The following is a 15,752-nucleotide window of genomic DNA, read 5'->3' as shown; positions in this document are numbered from 1 at the left end:
GTCCGGGCACCGCAACCGCTGGACATGGTGATGGACGAGCACGCGACAGCCACCGACCTGGAGCTACTGCGTGCTCATGTCGACGGTGACCCGCACGCCTTCGCCGAGTTGTTCCGCCGGCACCGCGACCGGCTCTGGGCCGTCGCCCTGCGAACCCTCGGTGACCGCGAGGAGGCAGCCGACGCTCTGCAGGACGCGCTGCTGTCCGCGCACCGGGCCGCGGGCCGGTTCCGGGGCGACTCGGCCGTCACGACCTGGCTGCACCGCATCGTGGTGAACGCCTGTCTGGACCGGATCCGCCGCCGGCAGGCACACCCCACCGTGCCGCTGCCGGACGGCAACCGTACCGAGGACGGCTCAGGTGTCGGCGGGCCCGAGCCGGCCGCCGCGGCCCCGGACCACGACACCGCGCTGGTGGTCCGTGAGGCGCTCGCCGCACTGCCCCTCGAACAGCGAGCGGCGCTGGTGTTGGTGGACGTCCAGGGCTACGCGGTCGCCGAGGTCGCCCGCATCCTCGGCGTCGCCGAGGGGACGGTGAAGAGCCGGTGTGCCCGGGGTCGGGCCCGACTGGCGGTGATGCTCGGGCACCTGCGCCCCACCGTGGCCGCCGCGCCCCCGCCCCGAGCGGATCCGGCCCGCCCGATCCGAGACGTGCCGGGCGTCACGCCGGGGAACCCGGGCCCGGCACAGGGCGTCGGATCGAGGTCGAGCCGGTTCCGGCGGGACGCCAACCAGGAGGACACGTGACGACCGAGGGGTTCCGGGAGGTCGACGCCGACCTCCTCGCTGACTACCTCGGCGGGGCGTTGGACGGCACCCCGCAGCAGGAGGAAGTCGCCCGACTGGTGTCCACGGACCCGGCCTGGGTCGAGGCGTACGCGCAGCTGGCACCCGCGTTGACTGAGGTCAGCGCGAGCCTGGCCCGCTGGGCCGAGCCGGCACCGGAGATGCCGCGGGCGATCGTCGACCGCATCTCCGCCGCGCTGTCCGTCGCAGAGCCGACATCCGGCGACCCGGTGCCGGAGCACACCGGGCACGAGGCCGGCACGGGCGGCGACCCGGCGACGCGAGCTGTCGTACCGGCCCAGGGCGGCCGCCGCCCGGTCACCCCCACGATGGCCAGGTCGGGGCGTCGTGCATCCACCGGGCCTGGTCGGCGGTGGCGCGAATGGGTCCGCCGCGGCGGACCGGTGGCCGCCGGCGCGGTCGCCGTCGTAGCTGTCGCGCTCGGCCTCACCCAACTCTCCAGGAGCGCCTCACAGGACACCAGCGGCACCAGCGCCCTCGACCGGCCGGCCAACGCGCCCGCAGACCCCGCGGGGGCCGACGCGGCCCGCACCACCGGGCCGACACTGCGCAGCGGTACGGATTACACCCCGCAGATCCTCGGCAACGACCAGGGCGTCGGTAGGCAGCGTGCGCCGACTCCCAGCCGAGCGACCGGAACCGCGCCTGGAACGGCGCCGGAGGTGGACGCCGAGGGCGGCCGCCGTCCCTCGCCCGACGGGTCGGAGCAACTGACCCGGCTGACCGACGAGGCCGCGTTGACGACCTGCCTGGCCAGCGTGGCGGCGGAGCACGGCAACGGCCCGCTGGTGGTCGAGCTGCTGGACTACGCCCGGTTCCAGGGCGAGCCGGCGCTGGTCATCCGTTTCACCGACGCGACCGGGGCCCGGTGGGCCTGGGTGAGTGGTCCGGAGTGCGGCGTGCCCGGGTCCGGCTCGGACAGCCGGTATTCGTCGCGGGTAGGGTGAATCCACGGTCGATGGCGCGATGGCCGCCCACGTGACCTGACCCACCGGATGCCCGGCTCGGGAATCCCCGGTTCGTACGATGACGTTCTGGAAGTCAGCTGCCGGCCCCACCCAGGCGTCGGCGACTCGGATCGGCATCGGTGCTCGCGCCGAAGCCGAACACACACAACTCGGGAGACGGCAGTGGACGAGGTCCGCAACCTGATCATCATCGGCTCCGGGCCGGCTGGCTACACGGCGGCGGTCTACGCCTCGCGCGCCAACCTGAAGCCGCTGATCATTGAGGGCGTGCAGTCCGGTGGTGCCCTGATGACCACGACCGAGGTGGAAAACTTTCCCGGCTTCGCCGACGGCATCCTCGGCCCGGAGCTGATGGACAACATGCGCAAGCAGGCCGAGCGGTTCGGTGCCGAGTTCCTCACCGACGACGTGACCCGGGTCGAGCTGGTGGACACCGGCGACGTCGGCTCCGGCGCGGTGAGCACCGTCTGGGTCGGCGAGACCGCCTACCGGGCCAAGTCCGTCATCCTCTCCACCGGTTCGGCCTGGCGTCCGCTGGGCGTGCCCGGTGAGCAGGAATACCTGGGTCACGGCGTGTCCGCGTGCGCCACCTGTGACGGCTTCTTCTTCCGTAACCAGCACATCGTGGTCGTCGGCGGAGGTGACTCGGCGATGGAGGAGGCCACCTTCCTCACCCGCTTCGCCGACTCGGTCACGATCATCCACCGCCGCGACTCGTTCCGGGCCAGCAAGATCATGGCCGACCGGGCGCTGAGCAACGAGAAGATCAAGGTCGAGTGGAACAGCACCGTCGAGGAGATCCTCGGCGACGACGGCAAGGTCACCGGCGTACGGGTCCGCAACGTGCACACCGGCGAGACCAAGGTGATGGACGTGACCGGCGTCTTCGTGGCCATCGGTCACGACCCGCGCAGTGAGCTGTTCCGCGACCAGGTCGAGCTGGACGACGAGGGTTACGTCAAGGTCCAGGCTCCCAGCACCCGCACCAACGTGCCCGGCGTGTTCGCCGCCGGCGACGTGGTCGACCACACCTACCGTCAGGCGATCACCGCGGCCGGCACCGGTTGTGCCGCCGCGCTCGACGCTGAACGGTTCATCGCGACGCTCGGCTGAACCAAGGAACACATCCCGGAGGAGGGGCATAGTGGGAAATACCAAGGCGGTAACGGACAAGAGCTTCGTCGCCGACGTGCTGCAGGCCGACAAGCCGGTTCTGGTGGACTTCTGGGCCGAGTGGTGCGGCCCCTGCCGCAAGGTGTCGCCGCTGCTCGAGGAGATCGCCGGCGAGATGGGTGACCAGGTCACCATCGTCAAGCTCAACATCGACGAGAACCCGGAGACCGCACGGGCCTACCGGGTGATGTCGGTGCCGACGCTCACCGTCTTCAAGAACGGCCAGCCGGTGCAGTCGATCGCCGGCGCCAAGCCGAAGGGCGAGCTGGTCCGGCTCATCCAGTCGGCCCTCTGACCGGCAGGAGCACCAACCGAACCCCGTACCCGCTCGCCGGGTGCGGGGTTCGGCGTTCCCCGGGCTGTTTTTCCTGGCCCCGCCACCTCGCCGCCCCGGAGCGCATAGCCTCAAGCGAGGCCGCCCGGCCAGCCAGCGTCGTGCAGAGGGGGTCGTGCGTGCGTCCGATCCGACCCGGTGACCGGGGACCAGCGGTCACGGAGATCCGTACCATCCTTCTCAGCCTCGACATCCTCGCCGCCGCCGGAACGCACGCCGACGAGTTCGACCTCGACACCGAGCGGGCGGTCCGCGCCTTCCAGCAGTCCCGTGGGCTCAGCGTGGACGGCCGGGTCGGTGCGGAGACCTGGCGCGCCCTGGACGCCGCCCGGTGGCGGCTCGGCGCCCGCACCCTCTACCACGCCGTCCCCGAGCCGCTCACCGGCGAGGACGTCCGATCGCTCCAGGAACGGCTCCTGGAAATGGGGTACGACGTGGGCCGGGCGGACTCCATCTACGGCATCCGGACCGCCCGCGCGGTGGCCCAGTTCCAGCGCGAGGTAGGGCTCACCCCCGACGGCGCCTGCGGCCCACACACGATGAACGCGCTACGCCGGATCGGCCGCAAGGTGGTCGGTGGCCGCCCGCAGTGGCTCCGCGAGTCCGACGCGATCCGGCAGTCCGGGCCCGCGCTGGTCGGCAAGACGGTGGTCATCGACCCCGGGCACGGGGGCACCGACCCCGGGATGGTGGTGCCCGACGGGTCGCTTCGCTGGACCGAGGCGGACCTGGTGCACGACCTCGCCAGCCGGCTGGAGGGACGACTCGCCGCGTCCGGGGTGCGGGTGCAGCTCACCAGGGGGCCGGCACCGGACAGCTGCCTACCGGACACCGAGAGGGCTCTGCTGGCCAACTCACTCGGTGCCGACGTGTTCATCTCACTGCACCTGGACGGCCACGCCAACCCGGACGCGGAGGGCGTCGCGACGTACCACTACGGCACCGACAACGGGGTGACCTCGGCGACCGGTGAACGCCTGGCCGGTCTCGTGCAGCGGGAGATCGTCGCACGGACCGGGCTGCGGGACTGCCGTACCCACGCCAAGACCTGGGAGCTGCTACGACTGACCCGGATGCCCGCCGTCCGGGTCGAGGTCGGCTACCTCACCTCACCCACGGACCGCGCCCAACTGGTCGACCCGCGGTTCCGGGACCGGGTGGTGGAGGCGATCGTGGCTGCGGTGCAGCGGATGTACTACCCGATCGAACGGGACGTCCCGACCGGCTCGCTGGACGTCAGTGAGCTGCGGGCGGTCGTGACCGCCGGCACGGTGGTCGACTGATCGTCGCCCGGCTCAGCCGTTGGTGGAACGGGTCGCCGGGGCGGGACGAACCGGCCGGAGCAGGGTCTCCGGACTCATCGAGCCGAGCAGCTTCTCCAGCGCGTACTCGACGTCGGACTTCCAGCTCAGCGCGGTGCGCAACTCGAGACGCAGCCGGGGGAAACGCGGGTGCGGACGTACCGTCTTGAACCCCACCGACAGGAAGAAGTCGACAGGTGCCACACAGCCACCCGACGGATCGTCGGCGTCACCGAACTTGGCGTCACCGAACGCCTCGATGGCCTTGATCCCCCGCTTGGTCAGGTCCCGGGCGACGCCCTGCACCAGCATCCGGCCCAGCCCGCCACCGGCGAACGCGGCGACCACGTTGGCCGTCATCAGCAGTGCCGCGTCGGCGGAGACCGGTGACGTCGGGAACGCCATCGAGCGGGGCACGTAGGCGGGCGGGGCGTACATCACGAAACCGGCCGGCATGCCGTCGACGTAGGCGAGCTTGCCGCAGGAGCCCCACTCCAACAGGGTCTGGGAGACCCACGCCTCCTTCTCCAGGCCCGGATCACCAGCGGCGCAGGCCCGGTCGGCGGAGACCGGGTCGAGCTCCCAGTAGACGCACTGCCGGCACGGGCTGGGCAGGTCTTCCAACGTGTCGAGGGTCAGGCTGACCAGACGTCGCGACATATGGCGCATCCCCACAATAGGCTCGGTGGTGAGACCGGCATGGAACGACAGCGCCGCCTTCCTGCCCCCGACGAGCGATCGTACGCCGCCGATCGGCGATCCGGGAGGGGACGCGCAGATGCCCACCTCACCGGGGGACGCCGAGGGAGGGTCCGCCATGTGGTCGATCCGTCTCGGCGCCCCGGCAGCCGGGCCCTGAAGGATTAGGATCGACAATCGGCACCCCGCGCCGCCATGGTCACCGGCGGGTGGGGTACCCGGGGCGGGAGCCACCCGAGCAGCGATCGAGGTGAGGTCATGACCGGCACGACGCTCGACGACTACACCGACCGGTACGCCCGGCGGGTACGCGGGATGACCGCCTCGGAGATCCGAGCACTGTTCGCGGTGGCCAGCCGCCCGGAGGTCGTCTCGCTCGCCGGTGGTGCTCCCTACATCGCCGCGCTGCCGCTGGACGCGGTCGGCGAGATGCTCGGTCGGCTCGGCTCCGAGCACGGGGTGAGCACCCTTCAGTACGGCATCGGCCAGGGCACACTCGAGCTGCGCGAGCGGATCTGCGAGGTGATGGCGCTCTCCGGCATCGACGCCGCGTGTGGCGCCTCCCCGGAGGACGTGGTGGTCACCGTGGGCGGGCAGCAGGCGCTCGACCTGGTGGCCCGGCTCTTCCTCGACCCGGGTGACGTCGTGCTCGCCGAAGGGCCGACGTACGTCGGTGCGCTGGGCGTGTTCCAGGCCGCCCAGGCGCAGGTCGTGCACGTACCGATGGACGCGGACGGCCTCGTCCCCGAGGCGCTGGAAGCCGCCATCGCCGATCTCGCCCGGGCCGGACGCCGGGTGAAGTTCCTCTACACGATCCCGACCTACCAGAACCCGACCGGTGTGACGCTCAGCGAGGAGCGCCGGGAACGGGTGCTCGACATCTGCGAACGCGCCGGACTGCTCGTCGTCGAGGACGACCCGTACGGTCAGCTCGGTTTCGAGGGTGAGGCGCCGGCACCCCTGCGGGCCCGCCGCCGGGATGGTGTGTTCTACCTCAGCACCTTCTCCAAGACCTTCGCCCCCGGGCTGCGGGTCGGTTGGATCCTCGCCCCGCACGCGGTCCGCGACAAGCTGGTCATCGCCAGCGAAGCGCAGATCCTCTGCCCCAGCGGCTACGCCCAGGCGGCCGTGTCCACCTACCTGGGCACGATGCCCTGGCGGCAGCAGCTCAAGGTCTATCGCGAGGTCTACCGGGAACGCCGGGACGCCCTGCTCGACGCGATGACCGACCTGATGCCCGAGGGCACCAGCTGGACCACCCCGACCGGCGGTCTCTTCGTGTGGGCCACCCTGCCCGACGGGCTCGATTCCAAGGCCATGATGCCGCGAGCGATCGCCGCGCGGGTCGCCTACGTGCCCGGCACCGGCTTCTACGCCGACGGCACCGGCACCGGCGCGATGCGCCTCAACTTCAGCTTCCCGCCGCCGGAGCGGATCCGCGAGGGCGTCCGTCGGCTGTCCGGCGTGATGGAGCAGGAGATGGCGATGCGCCGGGTCTTCGGCGCCGTGGGCGGTGCCACCAGCCGGCGCGGCCGGGCCGGCTCCGACGCGCCAGGACCCGACTTGGCATGATGCCGGCATGGGTACGACCGCCGCTGAGCGCCTCCTCGTGACTGATTCCGCAGCCCCGCCCGACCTGCGCGTCGTGGTGCTCGCGGGCGGGCTCTCCTACGAGCGGGACGTGTCACTGCGCTCCGGCCGTCGGGTGCTCGACGCACTGCGTGCCGTCGGGTTGGAAGCCGAGTTGCGGGACGCCGACGTGGCGCTGCTACCGGCGCTCGCCGCAGATCCGCCGGACGCCGTGGTGATCGCACTGCACGGCGCGACCGGCGAGGACGGCTCGCTGCGGGGAGTCCTGGACCTCTGCGACATCCCGTACGTCGGCTGCGACGCCAGAGCCTCCCGACTCGCCTGGGACAAACCCTCGGCCAAGGCGGTGCTCCGCGAAGCCGGCATCCCCACCCCGGACTGGGTGGCACTCCCACACGATCGCTTCTCCGAACTCGGGGCGGTCGCCGTACTGGACCGGATCGTCGACCGACTCGGCCTACCTCTGATGGTGAAGCCGGCGCAGGGCGGTTCCGGGCTCGGCGGCGCGGTGGTCCGGGACGCCGCGGCGCTGCCCGCCGCGATGGTCGGATGCTTCTCGTACGACTCCACCGCGCTGGTGGAGAGGTACGTGCCCGGCATGGACGTGGCGGTCTCCGTCGTCGACCTCGGTGACGGTCCGCAGGCTCTGCCGCCGGTGGAGATCGTGCCGCGCAACGGTGTGTACGACTACGCCGCCCGCTACACGGCCGGACGCACCACCTGGCACGCTCCGGCCCGGCTCGACCCGGAGGTCTCCGCCACGGTCGCCGACGTGGCTCTCGCCGCGCACACCGCACTCGGACTGCGGGATCTCTCGCGGGTCGACGTGATCGTGGACGCGGCCGGGCAGCCACACGTGCTGGAGGTCAACGTCTCGCCGGGCATGACCGAGACCTCGCTGCTGCCACTCGCCGTGCAGGCGGCGGGGCTCGATTTCGGCCGTCTCCTCGGCACCCTGGTCAGCCGCGCGGCGACCCGCCTCGCCACGGCCTGATCGGTTCGCCACGGCCTGATCGGTTCGCCACGGCCTGATCGGTTCGCCACGGCCTGATCGGTTCGCCACCGCCTGATCGGTTCGCCACCGCCTGATCGGTTCCGCCGCCTAGTGCTCTGACCACAAACGTTGGCGGTGTTGGTGACACGCCGGCCTGAGTGAAGGGCTGGGCCGGCGTGAGGCCGTCAGGCTGTCGGGGTGGCAGAGCCGGTTCGGGTACGTCGATTAAGTGATCAAGAGGGTCAACGGCTGCAGCGTCTGGTGCGTCGGGGCACCGGCTCGGTCGTGCGGCTGCGCCGAGCGATGGTCGTGCTCGCCTCAGCTGGCGGCAACAGTGTGCCGGTCATTGCCCGGCTCGTGCAGGCCGACGAAGACTCCGTTCGGCAGGTGATCCACCGGTTCAACGAGATGGGGATGGCCAGCCTGGACCCTCAGTGGGCGGGTGGCCGTCCCCGCCGGATCAGTAGCGACGACGAGGCGTTCATCGTCGCGACGGCCAACACCCGTCCCGCCAAGCTGGGACGGCCGTTCACCTGCTGGAGCGTGCGCAAGCTCGCCGAATACCTCGCTGACAACCCCGATCGGAAGGTGATCATCGGGCGGGAACGGCTACGGCAGGTGCTGCGCCGCCACCAGATCACCTTCCAACGCACGAAGACGTGGAAGGAGTCCACGGACCCCCAGCGGGAGCAGAAGCTGGCCCGTATCGAGCATGTGATTGAGCACTTCCCGCACCGCACGTTCGCGTTCGATGAGTTCGGGCCGCTGACGATCCGCCCGCACGGTGGCGTCGGCTGGCAGCCGAAAAGCCGCCCACGCAGGCTCCCGGCGAACTACCACAAGCTGCACGGCGTGCGGCAGTTCCACGGCTGCTACTCGATCGGCGACGACACCCTCTGGGGTGTGGTCCGCACCCAGAAATCGGCGGCGAACACCCTCGCCGCACTCAAGTCGATCCGGGCCGCCCGCCCTGACGGCGCCCCGATCTACATCATCTTGGACAACCTGTCCGCCCATAAGGGCTTCGCGATCCGACGGTGGGCGGCCCGGAACAAGGTCGAGTTGTGTTTCACCCCGACCTACGCCTCCTGGGCCAACCCGATCGAGGCGCACTTCGGGCCGCTGCGCACCTTCGTTATCGCCGGCTCCGACCACCCCAACCACACCGTCCTGGCCCGCGGCCTGCACGCCTACCTGCGCTGGCGCAACGCCAACGCCCGCCACCCCGACGTCATGGCCGCCCAACGCCGCCACCGCGCCCGCATCCGCAGCGAACGACACCGCCGCTGGGGCCAACCCGCCAGCCGAGCCGCATGACCATCCCGGCCAACGTTTGTGGTCAGAGCACTAGGCGCGGATCCGCCTGGTCTGCTCGGCGGTGCAGGCGCGGATCCGTCGCCTGCTCTGTGGTCGGTCGAGGTCGCTGGGCCGTCGCACGGCCACGCGTGCCCGCCTTCCTGGGCGGGCACGCTCCCCCTTCCTGGCGGTGACCCCGTTACCGGCGACCCTCAATGGCGTCGTCGGTGGCACCGTCATCCGGGGTCTCATCCGGGTCGTCGAGGACCGAGCGTGCGTTGACTGGCGCTTCCACCGTGCCGGCGATTCCGGGTGCTGATGTGCGGGGCGTCGGGATGCCCGACGTCGGGCTGCCGAAGGCTGGAGTGGTCGGCGTCGGTGTGTCGGAGGACGCGCCCTCCGAGGCGTTGTCGGTGGATCCCGGAGCATCGGATCGGCTCGCCTGATCGATGCGGAGTGCGGCTGCGCCAGCCTCGGTGTCCCCGCCGAGCCCGGTCCTGTCGGCCTCGGTGTCCCCGCCGAGCCCGGTGGCGCGGGCCTCAGTGTCCCCGCCCAGCGCTGCCGCGTCGGGGGCTGGGCTGCTGGCGCCCTGGGCCGCCATGACGACGTCGGCGGCCGGATCCGGTGCCGGCTCGGGTATCTCCTCCGCCGCCTCGATGACCGAGGCAGCCGCTTCCGCAGCGGCCTCGACAGCAGCGGCATCCGCAGCAGCCGATTGGGCCGTCAGGCTGGACGGTGCCTGCCACTGGATGCGGGGCGGCTCGGCGAGCGGGCGGCCACCGAATTCGGCGAGCCAGGCGGCGACGAGCGCCAGATTCTCCCGCCACTGGGTCTCGGAGATCGGCGGCAGGATCGAGTCCCACAGGGACAGGAAGGTGCCTCGCAACTGAAGGCGGCCATACGGTCGGGCGAGGAACCACATGTGCAGGTGGGCTGAGCCGTCGCCCCATCGGTTGACGTGCACACGCGCCACGCCGTCGAGGGACCGGATGGCCCTCTCCAGACGGACGGTCATCACACCCAGCTCGGCAGCCAGAAGGTTCGGAAGGTCGCCCAGGTCGAGGTGAGTTCGCGATTCCAGGATGAGCACCATGGGCAGCCCGGTCGGCCGGTCCATGGCACGAACCCGCCACCGCTCTCCCACCCAGATGTAGGCGTCGTCCGGCGCGCTGCAGGCTGTGCATTCCCGGAGACCTTCGCCTTTCCGAGGCGGTTCGACCGGGACCGGGTCATCGAGTTGCTTCACGTAGAGGTCACCCTCGAAGGGGAACGACGGCCACTGGGTGAAGTCCGGCACTGAGGGAGGGGTGTCGTGCACGACGCTGACCCTAACCGAGTCTGGCACCCGTGTCCCTACCTGAACGACCGGTCCCGACAGAGCGGATCGGGACCAGCCGTAGGCCCGGTACGTCGGGCCGCCGACCTCCCGGTCGAGCGGTATCCACAGGCTGCCGAGATCACGAATACAGGCCGTCATCCACAGGCCCACACCCGCTCCCACGCGGTGTTTCACGTGAAACAACGCGTGCCTGTGGAAAACCGGTGTGGATAACTTTTCCGCCCGTGGGTCGTTGTCAGCGGACCGTCGAAGTGGGCTGCGGCGAGTGGTCGCCGCACGGCTCTGTGCTGCGTACTCCTTGCCTTGGCGGAGATTTTCGAACGCCGGCGGCACCCCTCCAACGATCATCGTCCGGACGGTCGGTGGAAGGTACGTAGAGGTCCTGCGGACGCAGTGCCCGGCATGTTTTCCACAGGGCTGGGGACGGTGGGAGCTTCCCGACGTTGGTGGCCTCTCTCTGGGGCGCATAGGGCCGGGGCGTCCCGCAGAACTGTGCGCTTCGACTGCGACCACCGTGAGATAGGTCTGTGGTGCTTGACGGGTCTGTGGTGATGACGCGGTCTTCCTAGGGAGTGGGTCGCCGCACATCCGCGTCGTGGCGGAAGCCCGGAAGGTGGAGGGCCCACCGGCGGGCCGGTCCCGCACATCCGCTTCCCTTCACAGAGTCGAGCCGCTCCAGAAGCGTCGCCGCGTACGCCCGGGCAGTCGGCGTTCCCGGCCGCGCTCATCGGCCAGATCCGCCGATGCTGTTGGGCGAGGAGTCTCGGCACTCTGTCCGCGTGGGTTGGCAGTCAGGGGGCGCTGTTTCACGTGAAACGGAGGCTGCCGACGCACGTGAGTCCTTGGGATGGTTCATTGTGTGCTTGCGCGCCGCTGAGTGGCCCGCTGCGGCCTCAAGAACGGCCAAGGGTGGCTGCGGTCGACCAGACCGCACGGCGAGCCGCTTCGGCGCTCCTGGGCGATCCGGCCACGAGAGTGCTGCGGCACTCCGAGGTGATCAACACGGTTTCCCGGAAGTAGGGGTATCGAAGGCGTCGGGATACCCCTACTTCAGCGAACTCGAGTCGATCACCCGTACCGACGAACGAGCGCAGCCAATCAGCCGGAGCGGCCACACCTGACGCACCGGAAAGCAACTGGCAGCACCCAACGGTTCCCCGCCGTTCCCGGGCAGAGGTGGCGCGGAGTCCGCCTGCAGGCCGCCCGACCGAAAACCCCGCACGCCCGCCCTCGGCCCGCCCGACTCGTAGGCCCTCTGCAGCACGGCCGAGAGTACGCGGATCGGTCTTGCGGCTAGGGCGCCACCCGCAGGCACTCCCATCGGGGGTTCCGACACTGCATGCCTTGGCAGCCGCGCACCCTCGCCACCCCGCACGCCCGCCTGCCCGGCACGCCTGTCCCGCACGCCCGCCCCCGCACGCCTGCCCGGCACGCCTGTCCCGCACGCCCGCCCCCGCACGCCCGCCCGGCACGCCCGGCACGACTGTCCCGCCCGCACGCCGTCCCCGCACGCTCCGCACGCGACTTCCGAGCCCGCAGCCCTCGCGAGGCCCGCAGCCCTCACGAGGTACACAAGCACCGCGAGGCCCACAAGCGCCGCGCAGAGCGCGCGTCGCATCCATCCCCCAGAGCAGCACCGGTACCGCTTCTGCTGTGGATCCCGCCGCCGCCCGACAAAGCCGACGGCACCGCGATCGCACGGACAGCGGCCGGTTTCACGTGAAACCGGCGATGGAAACAGAACGGCCGCGCACCCGATGGGGTGGCGCGGCCGTCAGCGAGAGGAGGGGTCAGCCCTCGCCCTCCTCCTGCTGCACACCGATGATCCCGACGATCCGCTCCAGGTCGTCCACTGTCGCGAACTCAATCGTGATTTTGCCTTTGCTCCGGCCGATGTCCACCTTCACGCGGGTGTCGAAGCGGTCGGAGAGCCGGTCAGCGAGATCGTTCAGCGCCGGCGCGTGTGCCTTGGGTCGACGCTTCGCCGCTTGGCTCTTGGCCGACCCGTCGTTGAGTGTCAGCGCCACGATCTCCTCGGTGGCCCGGACCGACAGGCCCTCGGCCACGATGCGCAGCGCCAACTGTTCCTGTGCCTCTGCCTCGTCCAGGCTCAGCAGTGCACGGGCATGGCCGGCCGACAGAATTCCCGCTGCCACTCGACGCTGCACCTGAGCCGGCAGGTTCAACAGCCGGATCGTGTTGGAGATCTGTGGGCGACTCCGACCGATCCGGCGGGCCAGCTCCTCGTGGGTCGCCCCGAACTCCTCCAGCAACTGCTGATAGGCGGCGGCCTCTTCCAACGGGTTCAGATTGGCCCGGTGGATGTTCTCGAGCAACGCGTCACGGAGCATGGCGTCGTCGCGGGTGTCCCGGACGATGGCCGGGATGTTCTCCCGCCCCACCGCCTGGGCGGCGCGCCAGCGCCGCTCACCCATGACGAGTTCGTACTTCTCGTCGTCGAGCTGACGGACGACGATGGGCTGGAGGAAACCGACCTCCTGGATCGAGGTCTTGAGTTCCTCCAGGGCCTCCTCGTCGAAGACCTGACGGGGCTGCTTCGGGTTGGGCAGGATCGCGTCGACCGGGATCTCGGCGAAGCGCGCTCCCGGCACCGGGCTGAGAGTGGGCTCCGGCTCGTGGACCGGCGCCCCGACGGGCACCGCGGGGACGGCTGCGGCAGCCACCTCCTCGTGCTCGGTGGCCGGTTCAGCCGTCCCGGCGCCGGCGGCACCCGGCTGCGGCCCGGTCGGGATCAGCGCCCCCAGGCCCCTACCCAGACCGCCCCGAGGACGGTTCTTCATGCCACGCCTCCCAGCGACTCGTCCGCACTACGCATTCCGGCCCACCGGCTCCTTGACGCCTCGCTCGGCGATCTCCTGGGCGGCCTCGAAGTAGCTCGTTGCTCCCCGCGAACCGGGATCGTAGGTCATCACCGACTGGCCGTAGCTCGGTGCCTCGGAGACCCGGACGTTGCGGGGGATGACCGCCTGGAGGACCTTGTCGCCGAAGTGGTTTCGGACATCCTGCTCGACGGCGTCGGCCAACCGGGTACGCCGGTCGTACATGGTCAGCAGGATCGTGGAGACGTCGAGCTTCGGGTTGAGGTGCTGGCGTACCAGGTTGATGTTGTTGATCAGCTGGTTGAGCCCTTCCAGGGCGTAGTACTCGCACTGGATCGGGATCAGCACCTCCTGCGCGGCCACCAGCGCGTTGACAGTGAGCAGGCCGAGCGACGGGGGGCAGTCGATGAAGACGTAGTCGAACTGGCCGGGGTAGGCGGCGATGGCACGGTCCAGACGCGACTCGCGGGCCACCACGGAGACCAGCTCGATCTCCGCACCGGCCAGGTCGATGGTGGCGGGTACGCACCACAGGTTGGGGATGCCCTCGACCGCCTGCGCCACCTCCACCAGAGGCACGCTGTTGATCAAGCAGTCGTAGACGTCCGGGATGCCGGTGTGGTGCGGGACGTTGAGCCCGGTCGAGGCGTTGCCCTGAGGGTCGAGGTCGACCACGAGCACCCGGTTGCCGTGCAGGGCGAGCGCCACCGCAAGGTTGACGGTGGTGGTGGTCTTACCCACGCCACCCTTCTGGTTGGCGACGCACATGACCCGGGTCCGGTCCGGTCGAGGCATGGTCACCTCGCCACTGGGATTCAGGATCTGCACGGCCCGCATCGCCTCCATAGCCAACGGTGGGTCATCCTCTTCGCGCGTCGGGGTTTCACGTGAAACGTACGTGGGGTCAGCGGCCACGGCTGCCAACGACTCGGTCGACGCGACAGGTGCTTCAGCGAACGTCGGCGCGGCATCCCGAGCGGCCGCTGCGGTGGGCTGCTGCGGGACCGCCGCTTCGAACCGAACCGCTGCGGCAGTGTTCCGGCGAACCACCACCTGCCGCACCTCGGCGACGTTCGCGGGTCGGCTCGACCCTTCCGCTGACCGACGGACACCCGCCGGGTCCCCGGTTTCCGGCCCGACTGGTTGATCAGCCGCAGCACCGTGCGCTGCCGGCGCAACGCCGTCGGCAGGTCGGGTGGATGGGTCGGTCGCACCGGGCGACCAGCTCGGGTAGTCGGTTTCACGTGAAACGGGATCGTTGCTCGCCCCGGTCACGTGTGGATCGTCGTACCTGCCGTCGTCATGCACCTGTCATCCCTGCCCGCTTCGGATGGTCGGTCCGCGCCCCGGTCAACTCGGCCGTGCCACGCTCGCAACCCGCGAACTGTACGGCCCTCGGGAGCGGTCGGAGACCCACGACGTCCACCGCCCGCTCCACACTATCGACGCGCGGCCAGCCTACGGCGGACGGGCGCGGCCGGTCCACGTCGGGTTCTCATCTCCTCGTCCATCCGTACCGGTACAACGAGGCAACCCGCCAGCCGGAAGCCCGATGGCGTGAAGTGTCAGCGTCGGCGGGAGCGACCGGCCCGGGTGCGCTTACCGGCCGCCGGTCGAGGGCCGATCATCCGCTCCCGCACGATCTCCACGACGGTGGTGGGGGGATCGATCACGTCCACACCGCACAGGTGCACGGTCGGCTCGCCGCCGCCGAGGCGCGTCACCACCTCGGCGTGCTCCTCGATCTCCGCGGCGGCGGACGATCCTTTGAGCGCCAGCAGACGGCCACCCCGAACGGCCAGGGGGAGACTCCAACCCGCCAGCCGGTCTAGTGGGGCGACGGCGCGTGCGGTCACCACGTCCCCGCTGATCGGGTCCCGACCGCTCGACCCGGTCGCCGCTTCGTCGGCCCGGCCGCGGAACACCCGCACCGACTTGGCCAGGCCGAGTCGCTCGACGACCTCGATCAAGAACGACGTACGTCGGGCGAGGGGCTCGATCAGGGTGACAGTGAGATCGGGGCGGGCGATGGCCAGCACCAGCCCGGGCAGACCGGCGCCGGAGCCGACGTCGAGCACCGTCGCGCCGGACGGAACCCGCTCGGCGACCGCGGCGCAGTTGAGTAGATGGCGATCCCAGATGCGGGGTGCCTCTCGGGGACCGATCAGACCACGGACGACCCCGTCGGTCGCCAGCAGTTCGGCGTACGCGGCGGCCAGGTCGAGACGGTCACCGAAGAGGGTCAGCGCGGCCGGTGCCAACCCGGGTGGCAGGGCCGCGTCGCTCGGCGAGGGGGAAGTGCCCGGTTCAGTCGCGGCGGCGTCCGAAGTAGCCGGCCGGACAGGGGACGGCCCGGACGGCGTACCGCCCGGGCCGGACACGGCGTCAGCCGTGCTGTCGTCGTGGGTCAC

13 protein-coding genes are annotated in these 15,752 nt (G+C 70.7%); 8 read left to right on the top strand and 5 right to left on the bottom strand.

Going from position 1 to position 15,752, the window contains the following annotated elements; all coding sequences use genetic code 11:
- Positions 1 to 30 precede the first annotated feature (30 nt).
- From sigM to O7617_RS12090, 5 genes are all read left to right on the top strand, one after another.
- The gene (sigM, locus tag O7617_RS12110; protein ID WP_282263549.1) at positions 31 to 747 is read left to right on the top strand and encodes an RNA polymerase sigma factor SigM; all 717 of its coding nucleotides are present in this window, start codon (positions 31 to 33) and stop codon (positions 745 to 747) included.
- Positions 744 to 1,754, top strand: coding sequence for a hypothetical protein (locus tag O7617_RS12105; RefSeq protein ID WP_282263548.1), 1,011 nt, complete (start codon positions 744 to 746; stop codon positions 1,752 to 1,754). Before sigM ends, O7617_RS12105 begins: the two co-directional genes overlap by 4 nt.
- A 183-nt stretch (positions 1,755 to 1,937) precedes the next feature.
- Positions 1,938 to 2,888: a thioredoxin-disulfide reductase gene (gene trxB, locus O7617_RS12100; protein ID WP_282263547.1), complete on the top strand. Its 951-nt coding sequence runs from the start codon at positions 1,938 to 1,940 to the stop codon at positions 2,886 to 2,888.
- 31 nt (positions 2,889 to 2,919) lie between these two features.
- A complete protein-coding gene (trxA, locus tag O7617_RS12095; RefSeq protein ID WP_088987049.1) occupies positions 2,920 to 3,243 on the top strand; it encodes a thioredoxin in 324 nt (107 codons plus the stop codon).
- A 158-nt stretch (positions 3,244 to 3,401) separates the two neighbouring features.
- Positions 3,402 to 4,565 (top strand): N-acetylmuramoyl-L-alanine amidase, encoded by a 1,164-nt coding sequence (locus O7617_RS12090; protein ID WP_282263546.1) that lies wholly within the window; start codon positions 3,402 to 3,404, stop codon positions 4,563 to 4,565.
- Positions 4,566 to 4,577: 12 nt separating this feature from the next.
- On the opposite strand, the gene O7617_RS12085 is transcribed toward O7617_RS12090, so the two are convergent.
- Entirely contained in the window at positions 4,578 to 5,243 is a 666-nt protein-coding gene (locus tag O7617_RS12085; protein WP_088987047.1) for a GNAT family N-acetyltransferase, read from the bottom strand.
- Positions 5,244 to 5,540: 297 nt separating this feature from the next.
- On the opposite strand from O7617_RS12085, the gene O7617_RS12080 reads away from it, so the two are divergent.
- From O7617_RS12080 to O7617_RS12070, 3 genes are all read left to right on the top strand, one after another.
- Positions 5,541 to 6,854, top strand: coding sequence for a PLP-dependent aminotransferase family protein (locus tag O7617_RS12080; RefSeq protein WP_282263543.1), 1,314 nt, complete (start codon positions 5,541 to 5,543; stop codon positions 6,852 to 6,854).
- Between the two features lie 7 nt (positions 6,855 to 6,861).
- Positions 6,862 to 7,866, top strand: coding sequence for a D-alanine--D-alanine ligase (locus O7617_RS12075; RefSeq protein ID WP_282263542.1), 1,005 nt, complete (start codon positions 6,862 to 6,864; stop codon positions 7,864 to 7,866).
- 198 nt (positions 7,867 to 8,064) lie between these two features.
- Complete coding sequence (locus tag O7617_RS12070; RefSeq protein ID WP_282258217.1) at positions 8,065 to 9,183, top strand: IS630 family transposase; 1,119 nt, start codon at positions 8,065 to 8,067, stop codon at positions 9,181 to 9,183.
- 178 nt (positions 9,184 to 9,361) lie between these two features.
- Here O7617_RS12070 and O7617_RS12065 read toward each other — a convergent pair whose 3' ends face one another.
- The 4 genes from O7617_RS12065 to rsmG all read right to left on the bottom strand — a co-directional run bounded on the left by O7617_RS12065 (position 9,362) and on the right by rsmG (position 15,752).
- On the bottom strand, positions 9,362 to 10,459 hold the full coding sequence (locus tag O7617_RS12065) for a hypothetical protein (RefSeq protein WP_348774192.1): 1,098 nt from the start codon (positions 10,457 to 10,459) through the stop codon (positions 9,362 to 9,364).
- A gap of 1,832 nt (positions 10,460 to 12,291) precedes the next feature.
- A complete protein-coding gene (locus O7617_RS12060; RefSeq protein WP_282263541.1) occupies positions 12,292 to 13,302 on the bottom strand; it encodes a ParB/RepB/Spo0J family partition protein in 1,011 nt (336 codons plus the stop codon).
- A gap of 27 nt (positions 13,303 to 13,329) precedes the next feature.
- Positions 13,330 to 14,649, bottom strand: coding sequence for a ParA family protein (locus O7617_RS12055; protein ID WP_282263540.1), 1,320 nt, complete (start codon positions 14,647 to 14,649; stop codon positions 13,330 to 13,332).
- A 257-nt stretch (positions 14,650 to 14,906) separates the two neighbouring features.
- Positions 14,907 to 15,752, bottom strand: a complete 846-nt coding sequence (gene rsmG, locus O7617_RS12050) for a 16S rRNA (guanine(527)-N(7))-methyltransferase RsmG (protein ID WP_282263539.1) — start codon at positions 15,750 to 15,752, stop codon at positions 14,907 to 14,909.

Origin of the sequence: Micromonospora sp. WMMD1155 (assembly GCF_029581275.1) — a bacterium.
Lineage (GTDB): Bacteria > Actinomycetota > Actinomycetes > Mycobacteriales > Micromonosporaceae > Micromonospora.
Note: the sequence above shows the minus strand (reverse complement) of the source record. Positions and strands in the feature narration are given on the sequence as shown.

What these genes read in the sequence shown, in the direction of transcription:
- O7617_RS12075 (WP_282263542.1), top strand. Translation starts at nt 6,862, where the DNA reads ATGGGTACGACCGCCGCTGAGCGCCTCCTCGTGACTGATTCCGCAGCC.
- O7617_RS12080 (WP_282263543.1), top strand. Translation starts at nt 5,541, where the DNA reads ATGACCGGCACGACGCTCGACGACTACACCGACCGGTACGCCCGGCGG.
- O7617_RS12060 (WP_282263541.1), bottom strand. Translation starts at nt 13,302, where the DNA reads ATGAAGAACCGTCCTCGGGGCGGTCTGGGTAGGGGCCTGGGGGCGCTG.
- sigM (WP_282263549.1), top strand. Translation starts at nt 31, where the DNA reads ATGGACGAGCACGCGACAGCCACCGACCTGGAGCTACTGCGTGCTCAT.
- O7617_RS12085 (WP_088987047.1), bottom strand. Translation starts at nt 5,243, where the DNA reads ATGTCGCGACGTCTGGTCAGCCTGACCCTCGACACGTTGGAAGACCTG.